At 49.1% G+C, this 20,239-nt stretch carries 24 protein-coding genes; all 24 read left to right on the top strand.

Annotated features, from left to right (window positions below):
• Positions 1–584: 584 nt before the first annotated feature.
• Positions 585–5,594, top strand: coding sequence for a translocation/assembly module TamB domain-containing protein (locus LX87_RS00220; RefSeq protein ID WP_229310498.1), 5,010 nt, complete (start codon positions 585–587; stop codon positions 5,592–5,594).
• A complete protein-coding gene (tamL, locus tag LX87_RS00225) occupies positions 5,591–7,909 on the top strand; it encodes a translocation and assembly module lipoprotein TamL (RefSeq protein ID WP_111626174.1) in 2,319 nt (772 codons plus the stop codon). Before LX87_RS00220 ends, tamL begins: the two co-directional genes overlap by 4 nt.
• Positions 7,910–8,091: 182 nt before the next feature.
• A complete protein-coding gene (gene fusA, locus LX87_RS00230; RefSeq protein WP_111626175.1) occupies positions 8,092–10,194 on the top strand; it encodes an elongation factor G in 2,103 nt (700 codons plus the stop codon).
• Between the two features lie 135 nt (positions 10,195–10,329).
• Positions 10,330–10,635, top strand: coding sequence for a 30S ribosomal protein S10 (gene rpsJ, locus LX87_RS00235; protein ID WP_111626176.1), 306 nt, complete (start codon positions 10,330–10,332; stop codon positions 10,633–10,635).
• A gap of 333 nt (positions 10,636–10,968) precedes the next feature.
• On the top strand, positions 10,969–11,589 hold the full coding sequence (gene rplC / locus LX87_RS00240) for a 50S ribosomal protein L3 (protein ID WP_111626177.1): 621 nt from the start codon (positions 10,969–10,971) through the stop codon (positions 11,587–11,589).
• 2 nt (positions 11,590–11,591) lie between these two features.
• Complete coding sequence (gene rplD, locus LX87_RS00245; protein ID WP_111626178.1) at positions 11,592–12,218, top strand: 50S ribosomal protein L4; 627 nt, start codon at positions 11,592–11,594, stop codon at positions 12,216–12,218.
• A 6-nt stretch (positions 12,219–12,224) separates the two neighbouring features.
• Positions 12,225–12,518: a 50S ribosomal protein L23 gene (gene rplW / locus LX87_RS00250; protein ID WP_111626179.1), complete on the top strand. Its 294-nt coding sequence runs from the start codon at positions 12,225–12,227 to the stop codon at positions 12,516–12,518.
• 37 nt (positions 12,519–12,555) lie between these two features.
• On the top strand, positions 12,556–13,380 hold the full coding sequence (gene rplB / locus LX87_RS00255; protein ID WP_111626180.1) for a 50S ribosomal protein L2: 825 nt from the start codon (positions 12,556–12,558) through the stop codon (positions 13,378–13,380).
• A gap of 7 nt (positions 13,381–13,387) precedes the next feature.
• Positions 13,388–13,666, top strand: coding sequence for a 30S ribosomal protein S19 (rpsS, locus tag LX87_RS00260; protein WP_111626181.1), 279 nt, complete (start codon positions 13,388–13,390; stop codon positions 13,664–13,666).
• Between the two features lie 47 nt (positions 13,667–13,713).
• Positions 13,714–14,103, top strand: coding sequence for a 50S ribosomal protein L22 (gene rplV, locus LX87_RS00265; RefSeq protein ID WP_111627419.1), 390 nt, complete (start codon positions 13,714–13,716; stop codon positions 14,101–14,103).
• Positions 14,104–14,115: 12 nt separating this feature from the next.
• A complete protein-coding gene (gene rpsC, locus LX87_RS00270) occupies positions 14,116–14,973 on the top strand; it encodes a 30S ribosomal protein S3 (protein WP_111626182.1) in 858 nt (285 codons plus the stop codon).
• 52 nt (positions 14,974–15,025) lie between these two features.
• Complete coding sequence (rplP, locus tag LX87_RS00275; protein ID WP_111626183.1) at positions 15,026–15,454, top strand: 50S ribosomal protein L16; 429 nt, start codon at positions 15,026–15,028, stop codon at positions 15,452–15,454.
• Positions 15,455–15,518: 64 nt separating this feature from the next.
• On the top strand, positions 15,519–15,713 hold the full coding sequence (gene rpmC, locus LX87_RS00280; RefSeq protein WP_111626184.1) for a 50S ribosomal protein L29: 195 nt from the start codon (positions 15,519–15,521) through the stop codon (positions 15,711–15,713).
• A 17-nt stretch (positions 15,714–15,730) separates the two neighbouring features.
• On the top strand, positions 15,731–15,994 hold the full coding sequence (gene rpsQ / locus LX87_RS00285) for a 30S ribosomal protein S17 (protein ID WP_111626185.1): 264 nt from the start codon (positions 15,731–15,733) through the stop codon (positions 15,992–15,994).
• A gap of 2 nt (positions 15,995–15,996) precedes the next feature.
• On the top strand, positions 15,997–16,365 hold the full coding sequence (rplN, locus tag LX87_RS00290; protein WP_111626186.1) for a 50S ribosomal protein L14: 369 nt from the start codon (positions 15,997–15,999) through the stop codon (positions 16,363–16,365).
• 2 nt (positions 16,366–16,367) lie between these two features.
• Positions 16,368–16,706, top strand: coding sequence for a 50S ribosomal protein L24 (gene rplX, locus LX87_RS00295; protein WP_111626187.1), 339 nt, complete (start codon positions 16,368–16,370; stop codon positions 16,704–16,706).
• Positions 16,707–16,743: 37 nt separating this feature from the next.
• Entirely contained in the window at positions 16,744–17,298 is a 555-nt protein-coding gene (gene rplE, locus LX87_RS00300) for a 50S ribosomal protein L5 (protein WP_111626188.1), read from the top strand.
• Between the two features lie 19 nt (positions 17,299–17,317).
• The gene (gene rpsN / locus LX87_RS00305; RefSeq protein ID WP_111626189.1) at positions 17,318–17,587 is read left to right on the top strand and encodes a 30S ribosomal protein S14; all 270 of its coding nucleotides are present in this window, start codon (positions 17,318–17,320) and stop codon (positions 17,585–17,587) included.
• An 85-nt stretch (positions 17,588–17,672) separates the two neighbouring features.
• The gene (gene rpsH, locus LX87_RS00310; RefSeq protein WP_111626190.1) at positions 17,673–18,071 is read left to right on the top strand and encodes a 30S ribosomal protein S8; all 399 of its coding nucleotides are present in this window, start codon (positions 17,673–17,675) and stop codon (positions 18,069–18,071) included.
• A gap of 9 nt (positions 18,072–18,080) precedes the next feature.
• Complete coding sequence (gene rplF, locus LX87_RS00315; RefSeq protein WP_111626191.1) at positions 18,081–18,638, top strand: 50S ribosomal protein L6; 558 nt, start codon at positions 18,081–18,083, stop codon at positions 18,636–18,638.
• Between the two features lie 38 nt (positions 18,639–18,676).
• Entirely contained in the window at positions 18,677–19,033 is a 357-nt protein-coding gene (gene rplR / locus LX87_RS00320) for a 50S ribosomal protein L18 (RefSeq protein ID WP_111626192.1), read from the top strand.
• Positions 19,034–19,041: 8 nt separating this feature from the next.
• Positions 19,042–19,557 carry a 30S ribosomal protein S5 gene (gene rpsE, locus LX87_RS00325; protein ID WP_111626193.1) on the top strand — a complete coding sequence of 172 codons (516 nt, stop codon included), beginning with the start codon at positions 19,042–19,044 and terminating at the stop codon, positions 19,555–19,557.
• A gap of 24 nt (positions 19,558–19,581) precedes the next feature.
• Positions 19,582–19,761, top strand: a complete 180-nt coding sequence (gene rpmD / locus LX87_RS00330) for a 50S ribosomal protein L30 (protein ID WP_111626194.1) — start codon at positions 19,582–19,584, stop codon at positions 19,759–19,761.
• Between the two features lie 4 nt (positions 19,762–19,765).
• Complete coding sequence (rplO, locus tag LX87_RS00335) at positions 19,766–20,212, top strand: 50S ribosomal protein L15 (protein WP_111626195.1); 447 nt, start codon at positions 19,766–19,768, stop codon at positions 20,210–20,212.
• Positions 20,213–20,239: the final 27 nt, after the last annotated feature.

A 20,239-nucleotide genomic window follows, 5' to 3' on the forward strand; every position in this document is an offset into this window, starting at 1 on the left:
ACCGACTAGGAATAAGCCGGCTTTCGACCCAATTTACTGAGCGGAAATGACATATTCCTGAGAACAATATAATTAAATTAATTTAAAATGTAATATTCCGGAAGAGATGACAAGTAGACCGGGTATCCAATAGCAAAAGTGCCCCGACGGTTTTCAATAACCTGGCAGTTGGTTAACTTTGGTGTATTAATACGTGACTAGACTTCCAGTGCCGACAACGGTATTGCTTTAATCAGACCACACCATGAACAACCGGTTTAAAATATGGCTCAAACGCGTCGGCTGGCTGGGCTTTCTTTTCTTTCTCATCAAGGGCCTGCTCTGGCTCATTATTCCTTATTTGATTGCTAAAGGTGTTTTTTCTAAATAAAACGCATTTAAGAAGGGACATATCCAGAACATAATCCTTGTTATGCGGTTTATGGGATGAGTCGGGTAGACCGGCTAATTAGTACCAGATGCTACTTTTTTGTACCCAGCATTAGCCGGTACTCAACATTCTTCGTCTACACTTCGTATTGGTGTATAATACTGATACCGAAAAAAAGTAGACGATAAGCTATCCGCAGACTATAATAAGGAACGTGAAAAAATTTCTGACGTTTTTTTTCCTTGCCATACTGGCATTGATTTTTCTGGTACTTGGGTTTCTCGGCGTCGTTGCCACAACGACCTGGGGGCAGGAGTTTGTTACCCGCCAGGTCAATAATTATTTAGCCGGAAAAATAAAAAGCCCCTTCCGGATTGGCCGCATTACCTACGACATTCCCGATTACGTCGGTCTGGAAGATGTTCTGTTCATTACCCCCAAGGGCGATACGCTGCTGGCGGGCCAAAAGCTCCGGGTTGATCTGGACATGATGGGGTTGCTCAAAAACCGGGTTGCACTCAATCAAATTGAACTGGAAAACGTCCGGGTCAACCTAAACCGGACCCTCCCCGACACCGCCTTTAATTTTCAGTATATCATTGATGCATTTGATACCGGCGGACCTCCGCAGCCGGTTGATACCACGGCGGCTCCGATGGACATCAGCTTGGCGGCCGTGATCCTGAAAGACGTTCGAATTCGTTACAAAGACGATGTCGTAGGGGCAGAGGTGGGTGCGTACCTGGATAGTCTGCGGGCCAATTTTGACGAAACCGACGTTGCCAAATCGCAATACCACCTTCGGACGGTTAACATAGACGGTTTGGTGGCTAATACCCGGCTTTATAAAGCCATTGATACACCGGAGACGCCCACACCTTCGGCGCCCGGTGATACGCTCGATCTGAAACTGGGCAGTTGGCGGGTTAATCGGGCGCGTTGGGATGTGAACGTTGAAGAGGCTGATTTCCAGACCCGCGGGTCGCTTGGGCGGCTGGTGATGGATGCGGATTATCTTTACATGGACGGACAGCGGGTTGGCATCCGATCGCTGGAACTGGCCAATGCCGATATTGCCGCCATTTTAACCAAAGCGACTACAAAGCCCAGTTCACCGGCTTCGACCACCGCGGCAACGACCGATGATGCGGGCGGTTGGCGGGCCAGTATTGGCCGGGTGGCGCTGGCAAAAAACCGGATTCGGTTTGAAAACCAGAATCAGCCCCGCCAGAAAACTGGCCTGGATTACGGTCACCTTGATTTGCAGGATTTTTCGCTCAACGCCCAGGCGCTGCAATACTCTCCCCAATTGATTGCCGGAAAATTCCGTGGAGGCCAGTTTCGCGACCAGAGCGGTTTTGCACTCCAGCGGCTCGACGCTGATGTCGTATATAGTGATACGATGACCTCGGTTACCAAACTTTATGTACAGACGCCCCACACCCTGCTTCGCGACCAGCTGATTCTGCGCTATGATTCCATCGGCCAGCTCAGCCGTCCGCGGGAAGCCGGGCGTGTGGGTGTCCGGGTCAATTTAAAGGAAAGCCGTTTGGCGGTGGCGGATATGCTGCAACTGGCACCGTTTCTGGCCAGTACCTCGCCTTTCTTCGAAGATCGTCGGGCCGTTATTCGGGTCAACACGCTGATGCGGGGTACGCTGGCGAATCTGAGCATTCCGACGTTTGAGGTAGATATGCTGGCCGGAACCCGGCTGCGGGCGAGTGGTCGGTTGCGGAATGTGACGGATGTAAACCGGCTGGCGATGGATATTAATCTAACCGAAGGTTCGACCCGGCTTGCTGATATTCGAAAGCTTGTACCGAAAGGCACGCTGCCCGATTCGTTCAACCTTCCGCCCAAACTCCGGCTAACGGGTCGTTTTCAGGGTGAGCTGGATAATTTAAACATCAATTCTGCGCTCCAAACCGATTGGGGAAACGTTGATTTTGACGGAAATGTGCGCGGTTTTGTGGCCGGGAAAGGACAGGCTTACAAAGGCACGCTGTCGCTGGCGCGTCTGGAAGCCGGGCGCTGGCTGGGGCAGCAGGGAACCATCGGAAGTATTACTGCCGATGCTACTTTCGACGGCCGGGGTATTGATGTCAAAACCATGCAGACGACTTTCCGGCTTAACGTTCGTCAGGCGGAATTGATGGGTTATAATTACCAGAACTTTGTTGCTCAGGGCCGACTGGAGCAGGGAAATCTGCGGATGCGAAGTACCCTTGATGATCCGAATGCAAAACTTGCGCTGGCCGCACAGGTAGGATTGTTGGAGGAATTTCCCAGCGTGCGGGGCGGTCTGGCGATTGAGAAACTGGACGTAACCCAACTGAAACTCTACAAAGACCCACTCAGTGTGGAAGGAAAGCTGCGGTTTGACTTTGCGTCGACCGATCCGGCCCAGCCGGTTGGCATCCTGGCCGCCCGCGAAACCGTGGTGCGATTGAACGGCAAAACCTACCCGCTGGATTCTTTTTATGTAAAAGCGGATGTAGACGGTGTTCGCAAAATCGTGGAAGCCCGACTGCCGTTTGCCCGGATGAACCTTGATGGCCAGTTCGATTACACCCGTCTGTACGACATTGCCGTTAGCGAGTTCAGCAAGTACCTCGCTTTGCCCGATCTTACGTATAATCCCGTTAACCCGCCTTATAATTTCCGGGTTGATATGACGCTGAATCAGCATCCGCTGCTGGCGGCTTTTGTGCCTGCGCTGACCCGGATGGACCCCGTTACGTTCAGGGCCTATGTTGATAATGCACAGGATACCACCTTTCTGGCTTCACTAAAAACCGGTATTATTGAATACGACACCACCCAGGTTCAGGGCATGACCATGAATCTGGCGGGCGTGAACGGACGATTGGGTATAACGGGTTTGATCAATGCCGTGAATACGAACGGTATTCGGCTGAATGTTACCAAACTGAACGCCGAAGCCATCAAGAACAAGCTTTGGTTTGAAGTTGAAACGGATGATTCGACGGGCCGGGCGTGGTATGGGCTTTCCGGAAGTCTGGCCATTGCCGATCGGGCGTATCAGTTCCGGTTTAACCCTGACGGTTTGCTGACTAATTACCAACGCTGGACCGGCGACACAACCGGTTATATTCAATACAGCGAAAAAGGCATTGTAGCCGACCGGTTTTTGCTTCAGACTGGTTCGCAGCGGATTCTGGTCAACAGCGAAGAAAAAGTACCTAATGCGCCGATGCGGGTGAAGGTCGAGAACATCAACCTGACCAACATGGCAAAATTGGCGAATCAGGATACGACGATGGTGGGCGGAATGCTGAACGGGGATGTCGTCCTGCGGGATGTAATGACCAATCTGTCATTTACCGGCGATGTGGTTGTGGATAGCCTGAAGGTGATGGAAAAAGCCATTGGCAACCTGACGGCCCGCTTTGCTAATACCACCGATCAGCGGATTTCGACGGATATTGCCCTGACGGGCGACGGCAACCGGGCGCGGGTTACGGGTTTTTACAATTCTTCGAATCCCGATCAGGCGCTGGATTTCAAAATCAATCTGGATGAACTGAGTGCCCAGACCATCGAAGCGTTCAGCTTTGGACAGTTGCGGCAAACCAGCGGACAGTTGCGGGGTCAGGTTGATGTAACCGGCTCAACGGCTCAACCCCGGATGAACGGTTCCATTTCCTTCGATTCGCTGGCTTTCAATGTAGCGTACCTGAATGCCACCTACAAGATTGATAATGAAACCATCCGGTTTAGCGAAAAAACCATCAATTTCCAGGATTTCAGCGTTCGGGATGGGCAGAACCGCAACCTGACAACGAACGGTACGATCACCATCCGGGAATTGCCGGATATGGCTTATAACCTGAACATTAAGGCCGACCGGTTTCAGGTGCTGAATGCCACCCGGAAGGACAACGATCTGGCGTACGGAAACGCAGCCATTAGTGCCAACCTGAACATTCGTGGTAGCGGAACCAGTCCGACCATTAGCGGTTCCATCAAACTGGAGGACGACAGCAAGATTACGATGGTGCTGCCCGACGAAAGCTCCACCGTGAATGAAGCCCGCGAGATTATCACGTTTATCGACCACAACGACACCCTGGCGCTGCGGAAATACCTGACGGTGGCCAAACCCGACACGGCTTTGCCCCGGATGGCTTTTCAGGATTTAAGCAATGCCCAGATTGATCTGAGTCTGGAAGCCAACGAGAAATCGGAGATTACCGTCATTGTTGACGAACTCAACGGCGACAACCTGCGCATCAAAGGTAACGCTCGTCTGAACGTCGGAATAAGCCAGAGCGGAAACATTTCGCTGCTGGGTCGGTATGATGTAACTGAAGGAGAATATTCGTTAACGTATCAGGTACTTAAACGGACGTTCTCGATTCAGAAAGGGAGTTTCATTACCTGGACGGGTGATCCCTTCCGGGCACAACTGGACATTACGGCGGTTTACCAGACCACGGCGGTGCCTTCGAACCTGATTGCCAACGAAACCAGCGAACAACTCCGGACCGCAGCCAAACAGAAAATACCGTTCAACGTCCTGTTGAAAATGAAAGGCCAGTTGTCAGCGCCGGACATCAGCTTTGATATTGCGATGCCGGAAGAAGATTTTCTGGCGTCCCGGACGGTGATCGACGCGGTGAATTCCAAATTGACGCAGTTGCGGCAGGATCCATCGCAGTTGAACAAACAGGTCTTCGGGTTGATGGTTCTGGGCAGCTTTATCTCAGAAAACACGTCCAGCTCATCCGGAGGAGGAATTAACACCGAAGAAATTGCCCGGAGTAGCGTCAGCAAGATTCTTTCTGATCAGCTTGAGCGGTTTGCCTCCAGCCTGCTCAAAGGGTTTGATGTCAATTTTGATCTGCTTTCATCGACCCAATCGGCGGCTGCCAACAACAAGGTGGGCACCCGAACAGACTTAAACGTCGATATATCCCGCAGCTTCCTGCAAGGGCGACTGACGGTTTCGGTGGGGCGCAACTTTGTGCTGGAAAACAATACCGGTATCAACCGGAACCCCAATGAAGTATTCGATAACCTGTCCCTGAACTATAACCTCACCCGCGACGGGCGTTACATGCTGCGCGGCTATCGCAAGAGTGATTATCAGGCGGTTCTGGAAGGGTACGTGATCGAAACCGGTATTGGTTTTGTCATCACGGTCGACTATAACCTGTTGAGTGAAATCTTTCGTAAACCGGAGGAAAAAGAAAATCAATGAGAAGGAGTCTTCTATACAGTAGTGTTGCATTCCTCACGCTGACCGGCTGTCATGTGGCCCGACACATTCCGCCCGGTGAGAAATTATACGTGGGTACCCAGATCAATGTTCAGGTAGATTCGACGGTTTCCAAATCGGAAAAAAGCCAGATTGAAACCCAGTTGACCGAAATGGCCCGTCCGAAGCCTAACAAAACGCTGTTTGGTTATCCCTACCGGGTTGGCTTGTATTATATGGTGGGTGAGCCCAAGAAGGAAAAAGGCTTCCGGTCGTGGTTACGTCGGAAGATTGGCGAAGCGCCGATTTTTGCAAGTGCCAAGGCTCTATCTGCCAATTCAGCGATCTGGATGGCTTTCCTCGAAAACGAGGGGTATTTCCGGTCAACGGTTTCGGGCAGTCTGCACGAGGAAGATTACAAGGCAACCGGCGTTTATCAGGTGCAGGTTCAGCAGCGTTACCTGATTGATTCGGTGGCGTTTTTGATGGACTCAACGACGTTGCGCAAACCGATAGCAGAGGTGCGGAAACGGAGTTTACTGAAGAAAGGTAACCCCTACCGGTTTGATATCATCAAGCTGGAACGCGAACGGATTACGCAGGCCCTGCAACGGCAGGGATTCTTCTATTTCCAGCCCGATTACATTGCCGTACTGGCCGACAGCGCCCAGGGCAATCACCGAACGCGGCTGTATCTGGCAATCAAGCCCGAAACACCGCCTGCGGCTTTGCTGCCGTATTCGGTGCGGGATATTTACGTCTATCCAACCTACAGTTTGTCGTCCAATACAACGCAGTTGGATACATCGCAGAATCAGGCGGTTCAGTTTGGTAAACTGAAAATTGTCGATCCGGCGGGTATTTATAATCCCAAATTATTCCGGGACATCATCGCGTTAAGACCCGGCTGGCGCTACAACAGCCGGGCGCAGGACGTTACGCTCTCGCGGTTTATTAATGTCGGTTCGTTTAAATTTGTCCGGAACCGGTTTGAACCTGCACAGGCGGGAGACTCGGCGGTGCTGGATGTTCATTATTTTCTGACACCCTACCCAAAGCAATCGGCCCGGCTTGAATTGGCGGGAACGAGCCGTTCCAATAACCTGGTGGGTTCGCAGTTGAGTTTAAACTGGCGAAATCGCAATGTACTGGGTCGCTCCGAGCTGCTGACGATCAGTGCCAATGCCGGAATTGAATTTCAAATCGGTGCCCGGGGGACGGGTATTACCAATTACCGCTACGGTTTACAGGGCAGTGTGACATTCCCCCGGCTGGTTTCGCCTATTCCGATCAAGTTTTATCAACGCGGACAAACCCTGCCCCAAACCATTGTTTCGCTCAGCTATGACTTAATTGTTCGTAGCCAATATTATCATTTAAATTCCTTCCTGACCACCTTTGGGTATACTTGGCGCAGCAATCCGCAAATGGAACATATTTTTCAGCCCATTAGCATCAACTACGTCCTGCCTTCCAGCTTTACCGAAGAATTTTTTGCCCTGGAAGCCGACCCTACAACACGGCAGCAATACATTAATATTCTAAATTCAGAGCAGCTAATTCTTAGCTCACTCTATACCTACAACCTAAGTTCTTCTCCCCGTACCAACTCAGGTTATACGTACCGTTTGAGTATGAACGTCGAACCGGCGGGTAACTTGGGGTCCTTGTTGACGCGTAAAAGAAACGAAATGGGTGAGGAGGTCATTTTTGGCGTACCCTACTCCCAGTTTTTCCGGGTCGATCTCGACAGTCGTCATTTCTTCCGGCTATCGCCCGGCCTTACCTGGGCCAATCGGGTGTTTGGTGGTCTGGGTATCCCTTACGGCAACTCCACTCAATTACCGTTTGTCAAGCAGTACTTCGTCGGTGGAGCCAACAGTTTACGGGCCTTTCGTCCCCGGGCGGTCGGACCTGGTATTTACACCCGCTACCTGGACGGTTCGGTTATTCTTCAGGACGGTGGGGGCGATATTAAGCTGGAGTATAACACCGAAATCCGACCAAAATTCAATAAATACCTGCAAGGAGCTTTGTTTCTGGACGTTGGTAACGTCTGGATGTATTCCAAAGAAAGTTCTTATGGAGCCGGTACTCATTTTACATCTGACTTCTATAAACAACTGGCTGTGGGCACCGGTGTAGGCCTGCGGATTGATGTATCGTATTTCGTTTTACGGTTTGATTTGGCGTTCCCGTTGCGTAAACCGTGGTTGCCGGAAGGACAGCAGTGGGTGTTCGACGAAATCAACCCGGGAAGCCGGAGCTGGCGTCGGGAAAATCTAATTTTGAACGTTGCCATCGGTTATCCGTTTTAATAGCGGTATTGCTGTAAGTATCTGTTGGTTATCTTTTCCAATAGTGTTTGCAATTGTTTTGTTTTTACAACGCTTTTTTCCTATCTTTGCGCTCTGATTCGCGAAAAGTGCCTTTTCTCATGGAAATGGGCTTTCTTGCGTACCTTCAATTGCATATTAACTTCTGAAATACTACTTCAATTATGGCAACTGATCTTCGATACCTGCGAAACATTGGTATCGCTGCCCACATCGACGCCGGTAAAACGACTACCACCGAGCGGATTCTTTATTACTCCGGGGTCAGCCACAAAATCGGTGAAGTACACGAAGGGGCCGCTACCATGGACTGGATGGAGCAGGAACAGGAACGCGGTATCACCATCACGTCGGCTGCTACAACCGTCAACTGGAAATACCGTGACCAGAGCTACCATGTGAACATCATCGACACGCCGGGTCACGTTGACTTTACGGTGGAGGTAAACCGTTCATTGCGCGTTTTGGATGGTCTGGTGTTTTTGTTCAGTGCGGTAGACGGTGTTGAACCGCAGTCAGAAACCAACTGGCGGTTGGCCAACAACTACAACGTAGCCCGTTTGGGTTTCGTTAATAAAATGGACCGCGCCGGTGCTGACTTCCTGAATGTGGTCAATCAGGTGAAAGAAATGCTCGGTAGCAATGCCGTGCCGCTGCAGTTGCCGATCGGTGCTGAAGATAACTTCAAAGGCGTTGTTGATCTGGTTAACTTCCGGGGTATCCAGTGGAACGAGCAGGACAAAGGGATGACCTTTACCGAAGTGCCGATTCCGGAAGACATGATCGAGGAAGCCCGCGAATGGCGCGGAAAACTGCTCGAAGCCGTTGCGGAATACGACGAGTCGCTGATGGAAAAATACTTCGAAGACGAAAACTCGATCACCGAAGATGAAATTCTGAATGCGCTGCGTCAGGCTACCATCGAAATGAAAATCGTTCCGATGTTGTGCGGTTCTTCGTTCAAGAACAAAGGTGTTCAGACGATGCTCGATTACGTGATGGCGCTGTTGCCGTCTCCGCTCGACAAACCGGAAATTAAAGGAATTAACCCGAACACCGATCAGGAAGTGGTTCGTCACCCGACGGAAAACGATCCTTTCACGGCACTGGGCTTTAAAATTGCTACGGACCCTTACGTTGGTCGTCTGTGTTTCGTACGCGTTTATTCAGGAGCGCTGGATTCTGGATCTTACGTTCTGAACACCCGTTCAGGCAACAAAGAGCGGATTTCGCGGATTTTCCAGATGCACGCCAACAAACAAAACCAGATCGACAAACTGCGGGCTGGTGATATTGGTGCAGTTGTTGGGTTCAAAGACATCAAGACGGGTGATACCCTTTGCGATGAGAAAAACCCGATTATTCTGGAATCCATGATCTTCCCGGATCCGGTTATTGGTTATGCCATTGAGCCGAAGAAAACCGCTGATCAGGATAACTTCTCGAAAGCCATCGGTAAACTGATCGAGGAAGATCCGACCCTGAAAGTGGAGACGGATGAAGAAACCGGCCAGACGATTATCCGTGGTATGGGTGAGCTTCACCTTGAAATCATCATCGACCGGATGCGTCGGGAGTTCAAAGTAGAAGTAAACCAGGGCGCTCCGCAGGTTGCTTACAAAGAAACGCTGACGAAAAACTTCGAACACCGCGAGCTTTACAAAAAGCAAACGGGTGGTCGTGGTAAGTTTGCCGACATCGTGTTCGAAATCATGCCCGGTGAAGAAGGCAAAACGGGTCTTGAGTTTATAAACGGTATTGTAGGTGGGGTTATTCCACGCGAATTCATTCCATCTGTCGAGAAAGGTTTCCGCGAGGCCATGTCAACAGGTCCGTTGGCGGGCTACCCGGTAGACTCGATGAAAGTACGGTTGTTCCACGGTTCTTTCCACGATGTCGATTCTGACTCACTGTCGTTTGAATTGGCCGCTCGTCTTGGTTTCCGTGAAGCCGCTAAACAAGCTGGTCCGAAACTGCTCGAGCCAATCATGGCGGTGGAAGTCCTGACACCAGAAGAATACACGGGTCCGATCACAGGTGACCTGAACCGTCGTCGTGGTATCATGAAAGGCATGGATACCCGCGCAGGTTCACAAGTTATCAAAGCCGATGTACCTCTGTCTGAACTGTTCGGTTACGTAACGGATCTGCGGACGATGTCATCGGGTCGTGCAACGGCCAACCTAACGTTCTCACACTACGAGCAAGTTCCGACTAACCTGGCGGAAGGCATCGTGGCTAAAGCGAAGGGAACGGTTAAAGCTTAATTTTTTAGAACAGAGAGCAGTTAACTTTACTTGCTCTCTGTTTTTTTATAAAAGCCGTGTTACTGGAGTAAATGGTTCTTTCAGTAACGGGCCGCCGGTCTCGAATCGGCTAACTTATCAGAACCACAAATTGTCATGAATCAAAAAATTCGGATTAAACTGAAGTCATTCGACCACATGCTGGTCGATAAGTCGGCTGAAAAAATTGTCAAAGCCGTTAAGTCAACGGGTGCCATTGTAAGCGGCCCGATTCCTCTGCCGACTGAGAAAGAAAAATTTACGGTCCTGCGTTCTCCGCACGTTAACAAAAAGTCTCGGGAGCAGTTTCAACTTTGTACGTATAAGCGCCTGGTAGATATCTATTCAACGAGCGCGAAAACGGTTGATGCACTGATGAAGCTGGAACTGCCAAGCGGTGTTGATGTAGAGATCAAAGTATAAGGCTAAAAATTCTTTCTAAATTTTTCGTAGAAAGTTTTTAGAAAGAAAAGAAATAGCCTATCTTTGCAGTCCGAATTACGAAGTAGAAATAACGACATAAATCGGGTGAAGGTCCCACTAGGAAACCACATCTGACTATTTTAGGCCGGTAATCCATGAACATGGATCAACCGAGCAAAAGGTCAGGTGTAACACGCCTGGCCTTTTTTGTTTTCGACGGAAATAGTTGATAATAAATAAAATACGGTTTGGAATAGAGGGGAGTAATTCATACCTTTGCACTCCGTTTTTTGGGTTTATATTTATATAATTCCTGCTTTACAACCACTTATTATGTCTGGTTTAATTGGAAAGAAGATTGGGATGACCAGTCTGTACAATGCTGACGGGCAGGCTCTGGCATGTACAGTCATTGAAGCTGGTCCCTGTGTTGTTACTCAGGTAAAAACGCAGGAGTCGGATGGTTACCAAGCCATCCAGTTGGGTTACGGTGAAAAGAAAGAAAAACGTACCACCAAGCCGTTGCTTGGTCACTTTAAAAAGGCTGGTACGACGCCGAAACGCAAATTAGTTGAGTTTAAAACATTCGAGCAAGACCTGAACCTAGGTCAAACCCTGGAGGTTGCGGATGTTTTCGCTGAAGGTGACTTCGTTGATGTCGTAGGAACTGTGAAAGGTCGCGGTTTTCAAGGCGTCGTGAAACGCCACGGTTTTGGCGGGGTCGGTGGACAAACCCACGGCCAGCACAACCGTCAGCGTCACCCGGGTTCGATTGGTGCCTGTTCATTCCCGTCGCGGGTCTTCAAAGGCTTGCGGATGGCGGGTCGTTACGGCGGCAACCGGGTTAAAGTGCAGAACCTGCGCGTTCTGAGAGTTCTGCCCGAGCAGAACCTGATCGTTGTGAGCGGCTCGGTACCGGGCGCAAAAAATTCGTTCCTCATTTTAGATAAGTAATCATGGAGGTAGCAGTTTATAACTCGAAAGGAGAGGATACAGGCAAAAAAGTAACTTTGTCTGATAATATCTTCGGAATTGAGCCGAACGAGCACGCGATCTACTTAGACGTGAAACAATACCTGGCTAACCAACGTCAGGGAACGCACAAGGCAAAAGAACGGGGTGAGAATGCTCACTCAACCCGTAAAATCAAGAAACAGAAAGGTACGGGTGGTGCCCGCGCTGGTTCTATCAAATCGCCGGTATTTGTTGGCGGTGGAACCATCTTCGGTCCTCGTCCCCGCGACTACTCGTTCAAACTGAACAAGAAAGTTAAGCAACTGGCTCGTAAGTCGGCGCTGGCAGCTAAAGTAAAGGATAACAGTGTATCGATCCTGGAAAACTTTACGCTGGAAGCGGCCCGCACAAAATCATACATCGAGTTTCTGGACGGTTTTCAGGCGTTGAATACCAAAACGTTATTGATCCTGCCGGATGTGGATACCAATGTTGTGCTGTCAAGCCGTAATCTGCAGAAAGCAAAAGTTACGACGGCTGACAATGTCAACACCTATGATCTGATGCATGCTGATCGTCTGCTGATTGCTGAAGGTGCCTTGTCGAAACTAGAATCTCTTCTCCAGTAATTGACTATGGAAAACGTACTGAAAAGACCGATCATTACCGAGAAGGTGACCGCCCAGAACAAGAAAGGGCAATACGGATTTGAGGTATCGATGAATGCCAATAAAATCGAAATCAAAAAGGCTGTCGAGAAACTGTACGGTGTTACGGTAACAGAAGTAAACACGATGCGGTGCATTGGTCATAAAAAATCAAAAAGCACGAAAAAAGGCGCCATTACTTCTGGCCGTACGTCAACCTGGAAAAAAGCGATTGTTACGGTTGCTGAAGGGGAGATCATCGATATTTACGCCGAAGCATAACCCAACCACGAACGACTAAACGAAGTAGTTAGGAATCATGGGAGTTAAGAAACTTAAACCAACAACCCCGAGTCAGCGTTTTCGGGTGGCCCCGGACTTTGCCGAGATCACAACCGATAAACCGGAGCGGAGCCTGCTGGTAACGATAAAAAGAACCGGTGGCCGTAACAACCAGGGACACCGTTCGATGCGCTACATCGGTGGCGGTCACAAAAAACAATACCGGATTATCGACTTCAAACGTGATAAAACGGGTATTCCGGCAACGGTTAAAACGGTCGAGTACGACCCCAACCGTTCCGCGCGTATTGCGTTGCTGTTCTACGCTGATGGCGAGAAACGCTATATCCTTGCTCCGCAAGGCATTACCGTCGGTCAACAAGTAATCGCTGGCCCATCGGTTGCTCCGGAAGTAGGAAACGCTTTGCCGCTGTCGGCCATGCCAATCGGTACAATCGTTCATAATATTGAACTGAAGCCTGGTAAAGGCGGTGCCATGGCACGGAGTGCTGGAACCTACGCACAATTGGTAGCCCGGGAAGATAAATACGCTATTCTGCGGATGCCTTCGGGCGAACAACGGATGGTACTGGGTACCTGCATTGCAACGGTCGGATCGGTGTCCAACCCTGATCACATGAACGTTAGCATCGGGAAAGCCGGTCGTACCCGCTGGTTAGGTCGCCGTCCACGCGTTCGTGGTGTTGCGATGAACCCGGTTGATCACCCAATGGGTGGTGGTGAAGGACGGGCATCCGGTGGTCACCCACGTTCACGTACGGGTCTGTACGCAAAGGGTAAGAAGACTCGTCCGGTAAACAAATATTCAGATCGTTTGATCATTAGTAAACGGAAAAAATAAGAGGTAGATGGCACGCTCACTTAAAAAGGGTCCCTACATAGATTTTCGTCTGGAAAAAAAGGTGGAAACCATGAATGATTCGGGTCGTAAATCCGTTATCAAAACTTGGTCACGCCGTTCAATGATTTCTCCGGATTTCGTTGGCCATACGTTCGCCGTCCACAATGGCAATAAGTTCATTCCGGTTTATGTAACCGAGAACATGGTTGGTCATAAGTTAGGCGAGTTTTCACCTACCCGTAACTTCCGGGGCCACGTTGCGAAGAAAGACAAAGGCAAACGATAGAATTGTTTAATGCTTCGTACGAAGCATTAAACCTGAAACCAGAAAAAATGGAAGCAGTAGCAAAGCTAAAAAATGTGCCTTCGTCTCCTCGTAAAATGCGGCTGGTTGCCGATATGATTCGGGGGCAGAAGGTGAGCAAAGCGTTGGGAATTCTGCGTTATCAACCTCAGGCTGGGGCTGCGTTGCTGGAAAAGCTGCTGCTATCAGCGGTTGCTAACTGGCAGCAAAAGAACGAGAACGAACGTGCTGAAGACGCTGATCTGTATGTGAAAACGATCTTTGTTGATGGTGGCCGGATGCTGAAGCGTCTGCGCCCTGCCCCGCAAGGCCGTGGTCACCGGATCCGTAAGCGTTCCAACCACGTAACAATCATCGTTGAAAGTGCCGCAACCGGCCTTACCGTTGCACCAGAAGTTTCAACAGAAAACGCAGAATAACAAGACAATAAAATGGGACAAAAAGTAAACCCCGTTGGTTTTCGGCTTGGCATCGTTAAGGGATGGGATTCTAGCTGGTATGGCGGCAAAGAGTTTCCGGATAAGCTGGTTGAAGACGAACGAATCAGAAAATATATCCAGGCTCGTATTCCGAAAGGATCCATCGCCCGGGTTGTTATCGAGCGTACCCTGAAACGTATCACCCTGACAATTCATACGGCTCGTCCGGGTATTGTTATCGGTAAAGGGGGTGGTGAAGTCGATAAGATTAAGGAAGAGTTAAAGAAGATTACCGGTAAAGACGTTCAGATCAACATTTTCGAGATCAAGCGTCCGGAAATCGATGCTAAATTAATCGGTGAGACGATTGCCCAACAACTTCAGGCTCGTATTTCTTATCGTCGTGCCATGAAGCAAGCGATCAGCTCGGCAATTCGGGTTGGTGCTCAAGGGATTAAAGTACGTGTCTCAGGTCGTTTAGGCGGTGCTGAAATGGCCCGTACGGAAGAATACAAAGAAGGCCGTGTGCCCCTGCACACCCTGCGAGCTGATATCGATTACGCAATTTCAGAAGCTCAAACGATTTACGGAAAAATCGGTATTAAAGTTTGGGTTTTTAAAGGCGAATTGTACGGCAAACGGGACCTTTCACCGGCTGCGCAAATTACGGCTGCTCAATCAGAGCGTGGTGGTGAGCGGAGCGACCGTCGCGGTGATCGCGGAGACCGTCGCGGAGAGCGTGGTGGTGATGGAGAACGCAACGATCGTCGTCGGGGCCGGAATGATCAAAACCGTGGTGGTGGTGGTCAACGCGGTGGACAAGGTGGCGGTCAGCGCGGTGGACAGGGCCAGGGCGGACGCAAGAGATAGTAAGAACATCGGGCGTCAGCTATAGCAAAACGTCCTTCAGATACGACTAAAGATGTTACAACCAAAAAGAACCAAGTTTCGTAAGCAGCAGAAAGGCCGGGTAAAAGGCATTGCCGGACGTGGCCACCAGATCGCTTTCGGATCGTTTGCCATCAAGTCGCTGGAACCCGGTTGGATTACAGCCCGTCAGATTGAAGCGGCTCGTATCTCCGTAACCCGCGCCATGAAACGGGAAGGCCAGGTATGGATTCGAATCTTCCCAGATAAAGTGATTACCAAAAAGCCTGCCGAAGTACGGATGGGTAAAGGGAAAGGGGCTCCAGAATACTGGGTAGCTACCGTCAAACCCGGTACGATTTTGTTCGAAGCAACCGGCGTTCCGCTGGATGTGGCAAATGAGGCCCTGCGATTGGCAGCTCAAAAACTGCCGATCAAAACAAGATTCGTTGTTCGTCGGGATTATCAGGAAACAGAAGGCTAACTCGGGAAAAGGTTGCCGGTAAGGATTCCAACCCGAAGCGGGCAACTACCAACAATATTCAGTCATGAAAAAGAACGAGATTAAGTCGCTGACGGTTGAACAATTGAATGAGCAGGTAGCGGCTGAGAAAGATCGCTTGCAAAAGTTAAAGTTTGCGCACGCTATTTCGCCTATCGAAAACCCGATGCGGATTCGCACAACGCGTAAATTGATTGCTCAATTACTGACCGAGCTGACTAACAAACAAAAAGCCAGCTAATTTAACGGTATTGATCCATGGAGCAGCAAGAAAGAAATCTGAGAAAAGAAAGAATTGGTAAAGTGGTCAGCAACAAGATGGAGAAATCCATCACGGTTGCAGTCGATCGGAAAGTGAAGCACCCGATGTACGGGAAATTCATGCACCGTACGAAGAAGTTCATGGCCCACGACGAAAAAAATGAATGCGGCATCGGCGATACCGTTCGCATCATGGAGACGCGTCCGTTGAGCAAGAACAAATGTTGGCGGTTAGTCGAAATCATTGAAAAGGCGAAGTAATCATGATCCAGCAAGAATCACGTTTGGGCGTAGCCGATAACAGCGGTGCCAAAGAAGTACTTTGCATCCGGGTACTGGGTGGAACCGGCAAGCGTTTCGCTACAGTTGGAGATAAAATTGTAGTGACGGTAAAACAGGCGCTTTCTTCAAGCAACATGAAGAAAGGAACCGTATCGAAAGCGGTTGTCGTTCGGACTAAAAAGGAAATACGCCGGAAAGACGGATCGTATATTCGGTTTGAAGACAATGCGGCCGTGCTGCTGAACAACAATGACGAGCCTCGCGGCACCCGTATTTTTGGGCCCGTTGCCCGTGAATTGCGCGAGAAGCAGTTTATGAAAATCGTTTCCTTAGCTCCAGAAGTATTGTAACTATGAAGAATGTAGCAGACAAACCTGCGAAGTTACACATCAAAAAAGGAGATACTGTTAAAGTTATTTCCGGTAACTCAAAGGGTCAAACCGGTACGATATTGCGCGTTTTGGTCGATAAGCAACGCGCCGTGGTTGAAGGGGTGAACATGATCACCAAACACGTAAAACCATCGGCAGCCAACCCACAAGGAAGTTTGGAAAAGCGCGAAGGAACGATTCACATCAGTAATTTGATGGTTATCGATTCAGCGACGAACGAACCTTCACGGATTGGCCGCAAACTAAACGATAAAGGTAAGTTGCAACGATTCTCCAAGAAATCGGGTAATTTTATCTAATTGATTAGGAATCAGGAACGTATAAATAAATACGAAAGTGGCAACTCCGAGACTGAAAGAGAAATATACGAATGAGATCGTGGCCCAATTGAAGGAAAAGTTTCAGTACAAAAGCATTATGCAGGTACCGAAGCTAACCAAGATTGTTGTAAACAAAGGGATTGGTGCCGCCGTCGCTGATAAGAAATTAGTGGATGTCGGTGTAGACGAGCTGACCATGATTACAGGTCAGAAGGCCGTTCCCACAATTGCGAAAAAGGCCGTCTCTAACTTTAAGCTGCGCGAAGGAATGCCAATCGGCGCAAAAGTAACCCTACGCGGAGAGAAGATGTACGAATTTCTGGATCGTCTGACCGCCGTTGCTCTGCCACGCGTTCGTGACTTTAAAGGAATTAGCGACAAAGGCTTCGACGGACATGGTAACTACACGTTTGGTGTTCAGGAGCAGATCATCTTCCCGGAAATCACGATTGATAAAGTGAATCGGATTTCAGGAATGGATATTACGTTCGTTACAACGGCGAACACGGATGAAGAAAGTTTTGCATTGCTAAAAGCGCTGGGTATGCCCTTCGCCGGAGGTAAAAAATAACGCATAACGCGAAAACAACATGGCAAAAGAATCCATCAAAGCAAGAGAGCGTAAGCGGATTGCCTTAGTTGCGAAGTACGCTACAAAGCGTGCTGCACTGAAAGCGGCTGGTGATTACGCCGGATTAGATAAACTGCCGAAAAATGCTTCTCCGGTGCGTCTGCACAATCGGTGCAAGCTAACAGGCCGCCCTCGTGGGTATATGCGGAAGTTTGGTATCTCCCGCGTAACGTTCCGCGAAATGGCCTCGGCTGGTAAGATCCCGGGTGTAACCAAGGCAAGCTGGTAACTTTTACGCCATCTAGCGATTATCAAAACAATTCCCTAATTTTGCAGGCCCGTTTGAAAGGCTTGCAGTTACTAATCAGGAGGAAATGAATACTGATCCCATAGCAGATTATCTGACTCGCATCAGAAATGCGATCCGCGCCAAGCACCGGGTCGTGGAAATTCCTGCTTCCAATATAAAGAAGGAGATCACTAAGGTACTCTTTGATAAAGGCTTTATTCAGAACTATAAGTTCGATGAAACGGGCCCACAAGGAAGTATCAAGATTGCGCTGAAGTATAATCCTGTAACGAAACAGCCGGCAATTGTTGACTTGCAGCGGGTAAGCCGTCCAGGTCTGCGTCAGTACAAAGGAGCTACGGAAATCCCGCGCATCTTCAACGGCTTAGGTGTTGCTATCGTCTCAACTTCTAAAGGAGTGATGACCGATAAGGAAGCTCGGACGCTGAACGTAGGTGGTGAGGTGTTGTGTTACGTATATTAATCAGAAACTATGTCACGCGTAGGTAATAAAACCATTGCACTGCCCGAGAAAGTATCAGTTTCGGTCGAGAACGGTAACACAGTTACGGTGAAAGGCCCGAAGGGAACACTGTCGCAGAGCATCAACCCGGATATTAAATTAGAAATCGCTGATGGCGAACTCAAAGTGGTTCGTCCCAACGATCAGAAGCGCTTCAAATCACTGCACGGTTTATATCGTGCTCTGGTAAATAACATGGTGACGGGCGTAAGCACGGGATACCGGGTTGAGCTTGAAATTGTTGGGGTTGGTTATAAGGCAGTTGCCTCAAACAACATCCTGCAATTGACTTTAGGCTATTCGCACGATATCTATGTTGCTATTCCGCAAGAGCTGAATGTTACGGCTGTTACGGAAAAAGGTCAGAACCCGAAGGTTATTCTGGAAGGAATAGATAAGCAACTGATTGGCGATGTTGCTGCCAAAATCCGGTCCTTGCGTAAGGTTGAGCCCTACAAAGGAAAAGGTATTCGGTTCGTGGGCGAAACTATTCGTCGTAAAGCTGGTAAATCTGCTTCTAAGAAATAAGCAGTAATAGGTGAACCATATAATAAGCACAGGCGAAAATGGCTGTCACAAGAGAAAGCAGGAGACTGCGTATTAAAAGACACATTCGGAATAAAGTATCCGGAACGGCTGATCAGCCGAGATTATCCGTATTCCGGTCAAATTCCCGGATTTATGCTCAAATCATTGATGATGAAAAAGGCCATACACTGGTGAGTGCATCTTCAATCGATATCAACGGCAAAGATAAAAAAGGCGTCAACGTAGAAACGGCTAAACAAGTCGGACAGGCCTTGGCGGAGAAAGCAACTACCAGTGGGATTACAAAGGTAGTTTTCGATCGGAACGGTTATTTGTATCATGGTAAGGTGAAAGCTTTGGCCGACGGTGCTAGAGAAGGTGGCCTTCAATTTTAAGCAAAACAATGGTAACCAGTACAAGACCTGCTAAAGTTAACGAGTCAGACCTTAAGGAACGCGTTGTTGCTATCAACCGTGTTGCTAAGGTAGTGAAAGGTGGTCGGCGTTTTAGCTTTGCCGCAATCGTTGTCGTCGGTGACAGCAACGGTGTGGTTGGCTATGGCCTGGGTAAAGCAAACGAAGTAACGGATGCTATTGCCAAAGGAATTGAAGATGCGAAAAAGAACCTGGTGCAGGTTCCTTTGCTGAAACATACAGTTCCTCACGAAATGGAAGGTAAATTCAGTGGTGGTTTCGTGCTGCTGAAACCTGCCTCAGCTGGTACAGGCGTTATTGCCGGTGGTGCTATGCGTGCTGTTTTGGAAAGCGCTGGTATCCGTGATGTATTGGCAAAATCAAAAGGTTCGTCAAATCCGCATAACGTGGTTAAAGCAACCATCGATGCATTGCTGAAAATGCGGGCTCCGCATCAGGTAGCATTCCAGCGCGGTGTGAAGCTGAGTAAGGTTTTTAACGGATAAGAGTCCTTAATAACGGCAATAAAAATGGCACGGATTAAAATCACACAGGTTCGCAGTATTATTAAGCGGCCTAAAACACAGAAGCTGGCGATTCAGTCGCTTGGCCTGGGAAAAATCAACCGTAGCGTTTCATTGGAATACAATGACGCAATTGGTGGAATCATCCGCAAAATACAACACTTAGTTAAAGTAGAAGAAATTTAAGATCATGAATCTGAATACGCTTAAACCTGCGCAAGGATCCGTCCGGGAGCGCAAGCGAGTAGGTCGAGGTACGGGTTCTGGCATGGGTGGTACCTCCACCCGTGGCCATAAAGGTGCCCAATCGCGTTCTGGATACAGCGCGAAAAAGAACTTCGAAGGTGGTCAAATGCCCTTGCAACGCCGGGTGCCGAAATTTGGCTTTAAAAATATTAATCGGGTTGAGTACAAGCCAATTAACCTGGATACACTTCAACAGTTGATCGAAAAAGCTGGTGTTACTTCGATTGATATGGACGTGTTATTGCAAAATGGCTTGGTCGGCAAGAACGACAAAATAAAAATCTTGAGCCGGGGCGAATTGTCTTCTGCAATCGAAGTGAAAGCACACAACTTTTCGCAGAAAGCGATTGAGATTATTGAGAAAGCAGGTGGTAAAGCAATAAAGCTCTAATCAGCTCGCTCGTTCGTAGTAGATTTA

The sequence above is a fragment of the Larkinella arboricola genome (assembly GCF_003259745.1).
Taxonomy (GTDB): Bacteria; Bacteroidota; Bacteroidia; order Cytophagales; family Spirosomataceae; genus Larkinella; species Larkinella arboricola.